Source organism: Ruegeria sp. THAF33 (assembly GCF_009363615.1).
GTDB lineage: Bacteria > Pseudomonadota > Alphaproteobacteria > Rhodobacterales > Rhodobacteraceae > Ruegeria.
Genome location: NZ_CP045384.1, coordinates 1,271,292 through 1,283,605, shown reverse-complemented (window position 1 = coordinate 1,283,605; position 12,314 = coordinate 1,271,292). Strand labels below are relative to the sequence as shown.

Sequence of the window (12,314 nt, the reverse complement as noted above, 5' to 3'; positions counted from 1 at the left end):
GGCGCACTGCCGGGACCACAAGCGCGATAGTCATGCGCGCAAACGATCCCGATGGCGGGCCAGCCAGTAAGCCAGAGACACCAGCTGCAAATCCTTGAAAAGATGACGGTCTGTCATATCGATGAACTCGTCGAACGGCAGTATCCGACTGCGAATATCTTCGCCTTCTGTGTCCAGGCCACCGGTGATGGTTGTCTGGGTCAAGTTGCCAAGCCCGACATAGAGATACATGAAACCCGTCGACGACCCGCTGGAGGAATACGCCCCGCCCGCATATTCCAGCCTGTCAAATTGAACTCCGGCTTCCTCCATGGCTTCGCGATGTGCCGTCTGTTCCGGCGTTTCTCCGGGGTCGATCATCCCGGCAACCGCTTCCCAAAGCCAGGGCTCTGGATCATCGATCAAAAACACCGGCGGTCTGAACTGCTCGACCAAAAGCACGGTGTCGCGGATCGGGTCATATGGCAGAACGGACACCGCGCTGCCCTGCATCAAACCGCCCCGGTGCAGCACGGGACCCATGCTGCCGTCATGCTGCCGGTGTTGAAGATCTATTTCCTCCATCCCGAAATAGTCGACGTAAACGCGTTCGTGCCGGTGGACGATCACGTCTTCGGCTATGTTCCGCGGATCGCCGGTTCGTCGTTGCCTGGCCATGATCTTTGCCCAGGCGCGGGTTTGAATTGCGCGGACGCTGCGCGCCATGGTTTTGGGGTCGACTCTGCCGAAATAGGCCATTTCTTCTTCGGCGGCGAGCGCCGTAACCTCGCCCAATTTGTCCGCCCAGCCCTGCAACGACCACAACTCACCGGGTTGCCACGCGCCCGGGGTCGGGAAAAAGACCTGCGCCTGTGCTTCGCCCCCGTCCTCCAGAATGACCTTCAACGATTTCAGGTCATAGTCGAAGGATCCTTCGTAATAAGCCAGTCTGGCCAGATCATCGGAGGACAGGCCCTGCACCAGCAGACCTTCGGCAGCGGCACCCTTGGCGGGAAGTATCATCGGGAAATCCTGCCCCTGGACCGCGTGAACAGCGTGATCGCACAGCTTGGCAGCGTGAAACGTTATTTCGCTCAGCGGACGGCCCAGGACACGTTGCAACAACGGCAGATACCGCAACGTTCCATAGAAGAACAAATCAGACAAATTCAATCTCTCTTGTGACGAAACGGTTCAGCGCCATTTGCGGCTGGCCTGTTCCGTGGCCAGACCGGCGACAACGGCGCCAATTGCGAGTGTAACCAGAATTTCGGGATAGATCAGCTGCTTGCCATAATCGATACCAATCGAAAAAATGGCCATCACAGCTTCGAACGGGCCGCCATATCGATTGCGCATCGCAAGGTCGAACATGCGGTAGCACCCCTGCACAAACAGCGCCCAGAAAACCAGCGAAGCAACGCCGGTCAAGCCGTTATTAATTCCCGCTGTCCAACCACGCCCAGCGCGCTTGCCCATGATTTTCCAACCACAGATCGCACCAAGAGCCATGTTCACATAGGTGAAGTAACCATAGTCCTTACCCTCTTCGCCGTTTTCGATAACCATGCTTGAAACAAGAAAGGCCAGCACGACGAGACAAACAGCGGCGACGAGACGCGAGGCAGTGGGCATGTGACGGTCCGTGAGTTAACTTGGTTTTGCTATTGTGATCTGTGTCACATCGCAATTGCCCGTGTCAAAGGCCGCACCGCACGCAGTCAAATAATAATTCCACATGCGGCGGAAACGCTCATCAAACCCCATGTCCGAGATCTGATCCCATTTGTCGTTGAACGTTTCATACCAACGGCGCAGAGTCAGATCATAGCTTTTCCCGAATTCCTTCGAACGCACGACTTTCAACCCGGCCTGATCGATCTGCTGACGCAGGATAGTCGGCGACGGAAGCATCCCGCCGGGAAAGATATATTTCTGAATGAAATCAACGCCGTTCTTGTAAAAATCCCAGCGGTGATCACCCACCGTGATGATTTGCAAGGTTGCCTGAGCGCCGGGCTTCAACCGCTCACGAACTGTTTCGAAATAGACCGGCCAGTATTTCTGACCCACGGCCTCGAACATTTCGATGGAAGCTATGCCGTCATAGACCCCGCGTTCATCCCGATAGTCTTGAAGCTTGAATTCAACCCGATCTGATAGACCAGCTTTTTCTATACGTTCCTTGGCGTACTTGAATTGCTCCTCACTGATGGTCAGGCCGGTGACACGCAAACCTCGTTCCTTTGCGGCATATTCCGCGAAGCCGCCCCAGCCACATCCGATCTCCAGTACATGGTCACCCGGTTTGGCGCCCATCTCATCCACAAGACTTGCGTATTTGGCGATCTGGGCCTTCTCGAGGCTTTCCTGCCCAGATTCAAAAATCGCGCTGGAATAGGTCATCGTGTCATCCAGCCAAGAACTGTAAAATTCGTTACCCAGATCGTAGTGATACGAGATGTTCTTTTTGGCTTGCGCCCTGTTGTTTCTGTGCAGCCAGAACCGCAGCCGTTCATAGGCCTGAACAAGAAACTGGCCCGTAAACCCGTCATAAACGGTCTCGGTTCCAAGATGCACAAGATCCATGAAAGACCGCAGATCGGGTGTGCTCCAATGTCCGTCCAGATACGCATCGGAGAAACCCAGTTCACCTTCGCGGATCAGGCGCGCAAAGACATCGTCGTCGTGAATATCGACCTGTGCCACCGGCCCGGCCTTTGCGCCTTCTGCGCGAAACGTGCGACCGTCGGGTAGTCTGATATCAAGACGCCCGGATTCCATCCGGTTCAACATTTTAAAGACTTGGGCGAAATATCTGGGCAGGTCTTTTTGCCCTTCGGTCGTCGTCAGGATCATCCGCTCTCCCCTCTGCGGTACGCGTATAAAGCTAGGCGGCGAAATTGTTTCTGGCAAGTTTTCAGTTCCTTAGTGGGGTTTTCGGCTTTCATATGCGCGCAACGCGCGAGTCCGCCCTTCGGGCAATTCGACTATGGGTTTTGGGTAATCCGCATCCGGACGCAGCCCCCATGAACGCGGGACGGCATCAAAATACGACAGGGCGGTCTTGCTGGGTTCGGAATACCCTTCGGCAATCCAACGATGCGCATAGTTCCCGTCGGGATCGAATTTCTCGGCTTGCGTCCGGGGATTGAAAATCCGAAAAAACGGAGATGCATCGGGCCCAGATCCAGCAACCCACTGCCAGCCCATGGCATTGCAGGCCGGATCCCAGTCGATCAGGCAATCCTCAAACCAATTCATCCCTATTTTCCAGTGGGTCATAAGATGCTTGGTCAGATAGCTTGCGACTATCATCCGCGCCCGGTTGTGCATTCGACCCGTCACATACATTTGCCGCAGCCCGGCATCGACAACAGGTATTCCAGTTCTGGCCTGCCGCCACGCAGTGGCTTCGGGGTGAGCCGGATCGGTATTCCAGGGAAAACTGTCCCATTCCGGCTTCCAGTTGGAAGCCACCAGTTGGGGCGTGTGATACATCAGGTGATAGGCAAACTCGCGCCAGACGAGTTGACGTAGATAGGCATCGGCCCCGGGTGTTCCAGTCAGTGCGGCCCTTTGGACCATATGCCAGACTGTACGCGGCCCGATTTCACCCAAAGACAGGTACTCCGACAGGTTGGATGTTCCGTCCTGATCCAACCTGTCCCGATTGTTGGAATAGTGAGAAATTCGCCCAAGAAAAGCCTCGAGGTGATCCAGAGCGGCCTGTTCGCCGGGTTTTACATGAGGGCGAACGACAGCCGCGCCCCTGTTCATGGCATCCCCCATCTGCCAATCGCTCAATTTGTCAGAAGCGGGCCACGACAACGGGGCCTGCAAATCGGCAACCCGCGCGTCGGGAAATTGTACATCCCGCCCCTGAACCGCACGCCACATGGGCGTGTAGACCCGAAACGGGTTTCCTGTTTTTGTAGCGACAGTCCAGGGTTCGAAAAGAAGATGCCCGGCAAATGACTTTGCCGTCACTCCTTCTTTTGTAAGCACAGACTTGATCGTCTTGTCGCGTTCGATTGAGGCCGGATCGTAAGCGCGAGACCAGAAGACTGAGGTTGCGCCGGTCTCGGCCATGACCTGTTGCACCTGTTCAAGTGCGTCGCCGCGTCGGAAAATCAGTCGGCTGCCCATATTGGCCAGTGACGCTGTGAAAGCCTCCAACCCCAAACCCAACCGCCACTTCGGCGCGGCCCCCATCTGTTCGACAAGGTGGTCATGAATAAACAAAGGAATGACCGGACGGCCACTTTCGGCCGCTGCAGTCAACGCGGGGTGGTCCGACAGGCGCAAGTCCCGTCGAAACCACAAAATGATCGGAGCCTGCTGTTGCTTCACAATACGCCCTTGAGGTTTTTTGATTTCTACGCACCCTCAAGAGTAGTGGATCACAAAACGCGCTCAAGAGCCTCTAAAAGCTGATCAATTTCCTGCTTCGTGGTGTAGTGGGTGAAGCTGACCCTCAAAACACCCTGCGCCGGGTCGACGCCCATCGCCTGCAAGGGACGCACTGCATAGAAGTCTCCGCCACCCGCCATGACACCGTATTGCGCCAGTTCCGCCGCAACCGGTTCAGCCGGACGGTTCAACGAAAGCGCGACGGTGGGCGCGCGCCGACTGGCGTCGGAAGGACCGATCAGGCGCACAGCGTTTCGATCCTTTACCGCATCCAGAACCGGTTGCAGCAATGACTCTTCGTGTGATCGCATCAGATCGTGGACAAATACGCCCTGCTCCGCCGCGCCCGTCTCAGGCCCGCCATGGTGGGCGCAAAGCAGCTCAACATAATCCGTCATGCCTGCACTGGCCGCAATCTGCGCGTGGTCGGGGCCAGCCGGGGTGAACCGCTTGTACAGGACGTTGCCGTTGAAATAGTGTGCTTGGTTGGGCAACAAGTCACCCAATGTGCGGCGGATGACCATGCACCCCTGATGCGGGCCATAGGTCTTGTACGCAGAAAACAAATAGATATCCGGCCCCAGATCGCCAACATTCGGAAATCCGTGCGGGGCGTAGGATACGCCATCAACGCAGACAAACGCACCCGCCGCATGCGCAATGGCAGTGATCTCGGTGACCGGATTGATCTCGCCAACGACATTTGAGCAATGCGGGAAACAGACCAGACGCACTTTTTCATCCAGCATGTTTTCCAGGTCCTGAGGGTTCAGCGACCCGGTTTCGGGGTCGATCTGCCATTCCCTCACCTCTATCCCGGCCTCGACCAGACGACGCCATGGGCCAGAGTTGGCTTCGTGATCCTGATTGGTCACGACGATCGCCTCGCCGGGCTTCATCCATTGCCGGAACGCCTGCGCCAGAACATAGGTGTTCTGGGTGGTTGAAGGACCAAAACTCAGTTCATCCGTGTCGACGCCCAGAATGGCAGCCATACGCGCACGCGCCTCGTCCATTTCGGCGCCCGCAAGGTGGCTGGCCTCATATGGGGCGTAAGGCTGAACCTTGCGCTGCGTGTAGAACCGCGTCAGCCGGTCGATCACTGGTTTGCAGGTGTAAGACCCACCTGCATTTTCGAAGAACGCCTGCCCTTGCAGGCTGGGTTCTGAAAAGGCCGGGAACTGCGCCCGAACGAAATCGATATCCAGAGAGCTCATGCCTCATTGCTCCTTAGTTGTGCAGTCAGATCAATGAGATGCCCGCGCATGTTTCCGGACATCTCAGAAATCATGGCAGGTCTTCCAGCCCAGCCTGTGCTTGGGCCTTTGGCCGACGAAACACGGGGCAGCCCTTCGCCTTGGAAGGACACCGATACTTAGACAGGGCCGCCCACAACCGTCAAGCGAAAGCAAAACGCAAAAGCCCCGGCTCGACGCCGGGGCTTTGAAAGCTTGCGGAATTGTCCGGCGATTCCTCTCGCCTCAACCCTGAACCTTGGTATAGGTCCCTTCGCCCGCGAGAATTCCTCGGAAGCCGCCGGGCTCATCAAGTCCGAAGACGATCAGGGGCAGATTGTTGTCGCGTGCCAAGGCAATGGCCGAAGCATCCATGACCCGCAAACGTTTGGCCAGCACGTCATCATAGGTCACGGTATCATAGCGTACGGCGTCAGCATGTTCCGCTGGGTCTTTGTCATACACCCCATCCACTCCGTTCTTGCCCATGAAGATCGCCTCGCACGCCATTTCGTTGGCGCGCAGGGTGGCTGCGGTGTCTGTCGTGAAATACGGGTTGCCAGTACCGGCGGCGAAAATACAGACCCGCTTTTTCTCGAGGTGCCGAACAGCCCGGCGGCGGATATAGGGTTCGCACACCTCGTCCATGCGAATGGCCGAGATCACGCGGGTGAACACTCCGATCTCTTCCAGTGCGGATTGCATCCCCAGCGCGTTCATCACCGTGGCCAACATACCCATATAATCCGCCGTAGTCCGCTCCATGCCCTGCGCTGAACCGCTCAGGCCGCGAAAAATGTTTCCGCCACCGATGACCATGCAAATCTCAACGCCCAGATCGTGAACCGATTTCACTTCTTGCGCGATGCGTTGAACGGTTGGCGGGTGCAAGCCGAATCCCTGATCCCCCATCAACGCCTCGCCTGAGATTTTCAACATGACCCGATTGTACTTTGTTTTCGGGGTCTCGGCTGTTTCAGAAGAAGGGGAAAGGCTCATGTTGCGCTCCGGGCTGGCACGGGGTTAATTTCCGGCGCAAAATGAAGCAAAAGCTCCGCAGGTTCAATGCGGTTGGTGAGGATAGAGGCAACCGCGCATGACCCGGCGATCAACAGACCTGCTTTTTCGGCAACTGCCGCCTGTTCCGGACGACAAGCCGGTTCTGATCGCGGGGCCTACGGCATCCGGGAAATCAGCGCTGGCGCTGGAGATCGCCGAACGGCATGGCGGGGTTATCGTCAATGCGGATGCAAGCCAGGTTTATGACTGCTGGCGCGTCATCTCGGCCCGTCCGTCCGCCCAGGAAGAAACCCGCGCGCCGCATCTGTTGTACGGGCACGTCGCCTATGATCAGGATTATTCCACCGGCCATTGGCTGCGCGAGGTCCTGCCCCTGCTAACGGGGCATCAACGCCCGATCATCGTCGGTGGGACGGGATTGTATTTCTCGGCCCTGACCGAAGGCATGGCTCAAATCCCTGCGACGCCACCCGAAGTTCGGGCCGAGGCCGATCAGATGCCCATGGCAAACCTTCTGGAGGGGGTCGATGCAGACACGCTTGCAAAGCTGGACATACACAACCGTGCCCGCGTGCAACGCGCATGGGAGGTGCAGCGCGCCACAGGTCGCAGCCTGTTGTCCTGGCAAGCCGAAACGCCCCCACCGGCACTTCGGCTGAACGAGACCCTACCGGTCGTTTTTGACGTTGATAAAGCATGGCTGCTGAACAGGATAGAACGCCGCTTTGACCAGATGCTGGAACAGGGCGCGATCGAGGAAGTGCGTGCCATGCAGGACCGGTTCGATCCCACCCTTCCGGCCTGCAAGGCCATAGGCGTGCCGGAACTCAGGGCATATCTGGACGGCGCGATGACTTTGGATCAGGCGCGAGAGCGCGCAACCATTGCGACGCGGCAATTCGCCAAGCGTCAGCGCACCTGGTTCCGCGCCCGTATGAAGGCCTGGAATCACGTCGATCCCTCTGTGTGATACCCGGCACGTCTGACGTTGCACGAACAAGGCGCCCGCCAAGTCTCAAAGCTTAAGAGAACTTAATGATTTGCTGCGATTTCCCTTAACAAACTAAGAAAACAATGGGGAAACCGACATCGCTTTGGGCTGCCAGAAGAAATGCTTCTCCACGACTTCAACTGATCGCGAATGTCGTTTTTGTACTACTTATGACGATTTCGAACATTGACCTTATCTGAAATCTGGTGCCGAATAACGACATGGGGATGAACAGAGTCCAAAAAACAAAATCCTTCACTCTGGCGACCGTAAGAAACCGGGTCGCGTAGAGCCATAATCAATCAACAAAATCAGTGTCACAGGGAGACATCCATGACGAATACCGTATCCACCGAAGACAAGGTGCACTGGGCGGCAGCGATGCACGCTCAGGAATACCGCGACGGCAAGTTAAGCCGAAGGGAATTCATGACCCGCGCAACCAGTCTTGGGGTTACTGCCGCAGCGGCCTATGGCATGATCGGATTGCCGACACCTGCTTTGGCCGAAACAGCAAAACAGGAAGGCGGCACGCTGCGTGTGCAGCAGGAAGTCCGCGCCCTCAAAGATCCCAGAACCTATGACTGGTCGCAGATCGCAAACGTGACGCGCGGCACGCTGGAATATCTGGTCGAGTACAACTCGGACGGCTCATTCCGCGGCATGCTGCTGGAAAGCTGGGAAGTCAACGACGACGCGACCGTTTACACTCTGAATGTCCGTCCGGGCGTCAAGTGGAACAATGGCGACGATTTCACGGCTGACGACGTTGCCCGCAACATCGCGCGCTGGTGTGACAAGAGCTCGGAAACCAACTCGATGGCGGGCCGCTTTGCAACCCTGATTGACGCGGATACCGGTCAGGCCGGTGAGGGTGTCATCGAAGTCGTCGACGCAACCACGGTCAAACTGAACCTGCCAAAGCCGGATATCACCCTTATTCCGGGCATGGCCGACTATCCCGGCGCGATTGTTCACAGCTCGTTCAGCGAGACTGACCTGCTGAACAATGTGGGAACCGGCCCATATCTGATGGACGAACTTGAGGTTGGCGTTAAAGCCGTTCTGGTTCGCAACCCGGATCACACCTGGTGGGGTGAAGAAGTGTATGGCCGCCCTGCCCTGGACCGTATCGAGTACATCGACTACGGAACCGACCCTTCTGCCTGGTTGGCGGCGCTGGAATCCGACGAAGTCGACATGCTGTATGAATCGGTGGGTGAATTCATCGACGTGATGGACGGGCTTGGCTATGTGAAGTCAGAAGTGGTGACCGCCGCGACCATCGTTATTCGTCCCAACCAGCTGGCCGAGATCGACGGGCAAAAGCCTTATGCGGACAAACGTGTCCGACAGGCCCTTCAGATGGCCGTAGACAATTCAGTTTGTCTGGAACTGGGCTACGGCGGTCGCGGAGCGCCGGCGGAGAACCATCACGTGGCGCCGCTGCATCCAGAATATGCCGAGCTTCCGCCGCAAAAGGTTGATCCCGCAGCAGCCAAGGCGTTGATGGACGAAGCCGGTTTCGGAGATTTCGAGCACGAGATCATCTCGATCGACGATGACTGGCGTCGCAACACCACAGATGCCGTTGCCGCGCAGCTGCGCGATGCCGGAATCAAGGTCAAGCGGACCGTTCTGCCGGGCAATACCTTCTGGAACGACTGGGCCAAGTACCCGTTCAGCTCGACCAACTGGAACCCGCGTCCGTTGGGTGTTCAGATTTGGGCGCTTGCTTATCGTACGGGCGAAGCCTGGAACGAGTTCGGCTATGCTAGCCCCGAGTTTGACGCCATTCTGGAAGAGGCGCTGGCCATTGCCGACGCGGACAAGCGTCGCGAAGTCATGGCGCGCGGCGAAGCACTGCTTCAGGAAGATGGGGTTACTATTCAGCCCTATTGGCGCTCGCTCTATCGCCACATGAAAGAGGGTCTTGTTGGAACCGACATGCATGTGACCTTCGAACACCATCACTACAAGTGGGGCTGGGCTGCCTAAGCACTGCAATCCACACACGAGGGGCGCCTGACACGGGCGCCCCTTTCCAGCCGCAGACTTGCCGACGCGGGGTCGGACGTCCGAGGCCAGAAAATGGTCCAATGATCTGCGGAATACCTGAACAACAGGGGCCACCATGGGACTATTTATCCTACGACGGTTCGGAGTGATGCTGCTTACGGCATTATGTCTGACATTCGTCGTCTTTTTCCTGACCAACCTATACCCGAACCTTGAAAAGCTGGCGAAAACGCAGGGCAACCAGCGTATGTCGGATGAGCAGGTCGAAGCCTGGTTGGAAAACCGCGGCTACTTGCAGCCGACACTCGTTAAATACGGCCAATGGTTGGGCGTGATGCCCGGGTTCCAGAATACCCTGGAAGATGGCCAGTTCGTGGGAACCTGCACAAGACCCGGTTCGACGGCAGAGGACACGGCAAGATATTGTGGTGTTCTTCAGGGCGATTGGGGATACTCAACCGTTTTCAAGGAAGAAGTCGGAACCATCGTTGGCAAGCGCTTGGGCAATACAGGTTACCTGATGTTCTGGGTTTTGGTCCTGATGGTGCCATCTGCACTGATCGTTGGTGTACTGGCCGGGATGCGAGAGGGATCAGCCCTGGATCGATCATTGTCGACCTTCTCAATCATCACGACGGCGACACCGGAATACGTATCGGGCGTTATCTTCATCGCGATCTTCACCTCGTCCACCGTGGGGCTGAAATGGTTCAAGGGAACCGCGACGCAAGCGATGGAGAACCCGACATTCGAGAACTTCTTCCTGCCGGTTCTCACCATTGCGCTGTACGGTATGGGCTATATCGCCCGGATGACCCGCGCTTCGATGACCGAAGTGATGACGGCGCAATACATCCGGACCGCACGGCTGAAGGGTGTCTCGTTCCCGAACATCGTCATGAAACACGCCTTGCGCAACGCGTTGATCGCGCCGTTCACGGTTATCATGCTGCAGTTCCCATGGCTGCTGAACGGCGTGGTGATTGTTGAAACCCTGTTCAACTACAAGGGTTTCGGCTGGGCGCTGGTTCAGGCCGCTGGCAACAACGACATCCAGCTTCTGCTGGCGATCTCGGTCGTGTCGGTCTTCGTGGTTCTGATAACGCAGCTGATCTCGGATATCGGCTACGTTTACCTCAACCCGCGCATTCGCATTTCATAAGGAGGGTGAGATTATGGAACCACTAACCTGGACCGGCTCTATCGCCTTCCTGAACCCGCTGCTGATGATTGCACTGGCTGCACTTTTGCTGTCGATCCTGGTCTGGATCATCGCCAGTATCTTTTTGCCTGAACAGCAGATTGTCGTGAATCCGGATGGATCCGTCAGTTCTGGCGGCGGTGTCCGTGGATTGATCCAGCTTGCGCTGCATTACAGTTTCCTTGCCAGCGTGGGATTGGCCGTGGCCTATCTGGTGCTGGGCATCCTGATGGGCACTGGCGCAGGGATCATCGGCGCCATTTCCCAGCAATTCCTGCCTGTATGGGTCGCGCTGATCATCATGTTCGCCATGTCCATCGCCTTCAAACGACGGTTGGGGTTGTACGGCAAACTGTATGACAGTCCCATCGGAATGATCGGCTTTGGCCTTGTGATGTTCTGGGTCTTTACCGGCATCTTCGGCGCGCTTGATCTGATCGTGACCCATGACCCGCTGACACAGATCTCTGGCATGAAGAACAAAGTGCCGGGAACGCCTCTGCCAAATCTGGAGGACGGCGAGTATGCTTGGTATCTTCTGGGCGGTGACAATCTGGCGCGTGACGTATTCAGCCGGATGGTCAAGGGGGCCTGGGTTGTGGTGCAAATTGCACCGCTGGCAACGATGTTCGCCTTTATGGTCGGCATTACGCTGGGGCTTCCCGCCGGCTACTATGGGGGCCGTTTTGATACGTTCCTGTCCTTCCTCGCCAACCTGATCCTCGCCTTCCCGGTGATCCTGCTGTTCTACCTGCTGGTGACGCCGGAAATCGTGGCGACCGGGGTGCCGAACTACATGGCGGCCGTGCTGTTCGTGTTCCCGATCCTGTTCATCGGCGTATTGCTGAATTCGCGCTATTACACGCGCCCGAATTTCCGCACGCCATTGCTTATCGGTGTTCTGGGTGTTGCGATCTGGCTGTATCTGTCGCTGATTTCGACCGGTGGCTACATCATCAATACCGAGGCCTACCGGATCTGGGGTCTGCCGACCTATCTGGACCTGTTCGATATCCCCGGCGGTATTCTGGTGGTGTTCGTCTCGGTGGTGTTCGTCAACTCGCCCACGGTCTTCCGTATCGTGCGCGGCCTGGCGCTGGACATCAAAACCCGCGATTACGTGGCTGCGGCCCAGACACGCGGCGAAGGGCCGTGGTACATCATGCTTTGGGAAATCCTGCCCAACGCCCGTGGCCCTCTGATCGTCGATTTCTGTCTGCGCATCGGGTACACCACCATTCTTCTGGGGACTTTGGGCTTCTTCGGACTGGGCCTTCCGCCGGAAAGCCCGGACTGGGGATCCACGATCAACGAGGGGCGCAAGCTGCTGTCGATCTACCTGCACCCTGCCCTTCCTCCTGCCTTTGCCCTGCTGTCGCTGGTTCTTGGTCTGAACCTGCTGGCTGACGGCCTTCGCGAGGAAAGCCTGAAGGACTGATGTGATCGAGGCCGGGGG

At 57.1% G+C, this 12,314-nt stretch carries 10 protein-coding genes; 4 read left to right on the top strand and 6 right to left on the bottom strand.

The window, feature by feature from the left end:
- Nucleotides 1–30: 30 nt before the first annotated feature.
- The 6 genes from FIU92_RS06420 to pyrH form a co-directional block, all read right to left on the bottom strand.
- Nucleotides 31–1,146, bottom strand: a complete 1,116-nt coding sequence (locus FIU92_RS06420; protein ID WP_152457778.1) for an NUDIX domain-containing protein — start codon at nucleotides 1,144–1,146, stop codon at nucleotides 31–33.
- Between the two features lie 27 nt (nucleotides 1,147–1,173).
- Complete coding sequence (locus FIU92_RS06415; protein ID WP_152457777.1) at nucleotides 1,174–1,614, bottom strand: TrgA family protein; 441 nt, start codon at nucleotides 1,612–1,614, stop codon at nucleotides 1,174–1,176.
- Nucleotides 1,615–1,629: 15 nt separating this feature from the next.
- Complete coding sequence (locus FIU92_RS06410) at nucleotides 1,630–2,838, bottom strand: cyclopropane-fatty-acyl-phospholipid synthase family protein (protein ID WP_152457776.1); 1,209 nt, start codon at nucleotides 2,836–2,838, stop codon at nucleotides 1,630–1,632.
- Between the two features lie 69 nt (nucleotides 2,839–2,907).
- A complete protein-coding gene (locus FIU92_RS06405; protein WP_152457775.1) occupies nucleotides 2,908–4,332 on the bottom strand; it encodes a deoxyribodipyrimidine photo-lyase in 1,425 nt (474 codons plus the stop codon).
- Between the two features lie 50 nt (nucleotides 4,333–4,382).
- Nucleotides 4,383–5,609 (bottom strand): aminotransferase class V-fold PLP-dependent enzyme, encoded by a 1,227-nt coding sequence (locus FIU92_RS06400; protein WP_152457774.1) that lies wholly within the window; start codon nucleotides 5,607–5,609, stop codon nucleotides 4,383–4,385.
- A gap of 264 nt (nucleotides 5,610–5,873) precedes the next feature.
- Complete coding sequence (gene pyrH, locus FIU92_RS06395) at nucleotides 5,874–6,626, bottom strand: UMP kinase (protein ID WP_152457773.1); 753 nt, start codon at nucleotides 6,624–6,626, stop codon at nucleotides 5,874–5,876.
- Nucleotides 6,627–6,723: 97 nt separating this feature from the next.
- Between pyrH and miaA the strand changes: the two genes are divergently transcribed.
- The 4 genes from miaA to FIU92_RS06375 all read left to right on the top strand — a co-directional run bounded on the left by miaA (nucleotide 6,724) and on the right by FIU92_RS06375 (nucleotide 12,296).
- On the top strand, nucleotides 6,724–7,617 hold the full coding sequence (gene miaA, locus FIU92_RS06390) for a tRNA (adenosine(37)-N6)-dimethylallyltransferase MiaA (RefSeq protein ID WP_152457772.1): 894 nt from the start codon (nucleotides 6,724–6,726) through the stop codon (nucleotides 7,615–7,617).
- 354 nt (nucleotides 7,618–7,971) lie between these two features.
- On the top strand, nucleotides 7,972–9,636 hold the full coding sequence (locus tag FIU92_RS06385) for an ABC transporter substrate-binding protein (protein ID WP_152457771.1): 1,665 nt from the start codon (nucleotides 7,972–7,974) through the stop codon (nucleotides 9,634–9,636).
- Between the two features lie 136 nt (nucleotides 9,637–9,772).
- Nucleotides 9,773–10,819 (top strand): ABC transporter permease, encoded by a 1,047-nt coding sequence (locus tag FIU92_RS06380; protein WP_152457770.1) that lies wholly within the window; start codon nucleotides 9,773–9,775, stop codon nucleotides 10,817–10,819.
- A gap of 13 nt (nucleotides 10,820–10,832) precedes the next feature.
- Nucleotides 10,833–12,296 (top strand): ABC transporter permease, encoded by a 1,464-nt coding sequence (locus FIU92_RS06375; protein ID WP_152457769.1) that lies wholly within the window; start codon nucleotides 10,833–10,835, stop codon nucleotides 12,294–12,296.
- Nucleotides 12,297–12,314 lie beyond the last annotated feature (18 nt).

Excerpts from the sequence above, each read along its gene's own strand:
- FIU92_RS06415 (WP_152457777.1), bottom strand. The coding sequence starts at position 1,614 with ATGCCCACTGCCTCGCGTCTCGTCGCCGCTGTTTGTCTCGTCGTGCTG.
- FIU92_RS06410 (WP_152457776.1), bottom strand. The coding sequence starts at position 2,838 with ATGATCCTGACGACGACCGAAGGGCAAAAAGACCTGCCCAGATATTTC.
- FIU92_RS06400 (WP_152457774.1), bottom strand. The coding sequence starts at position 5,609 with ATGAGCTCTCTGGATATCGATTTCGTTCGGGCGCAGTTCCCGGCCTTT.
- pyrH (WP_152457773.1), bottom strand. The coding sequence starts at position 6,626 with ATGAGCCTTTCCCCTTCTTCTGAAACAGCCGAGACCCCGAAAACAAAG.
- miaA (WP_152457772.1), top strand. The coding sequence starts at position 6,724 with ATGACCCGGCGATCAACAGACCTGCTTTTTCGGCAACTGCCGCCTGTT.
- FIU92_RS06385 (WP_152457771.1), top strand. The coding sequence starts at position 7,972 with ATGACGAATACCGTATCCACCGAAGACAAGGTGCACTGGGCGGCAGCG.
- FIU92_RS06380 (WP_152457770.1), top strand. The coding sequence starts at position 9,773 with ATGGGACTATTTATCCTACGACGGTTCGGAGTGATGCTGCTTACGGCA.
- FIU92_RS06375 (WP_152457769.1), top strand. The coding sequence starts at position 10,833 with ATGGAACCACTAACCTGGACCGGCTCTATCGCCTTCCTGAACCCGCTG.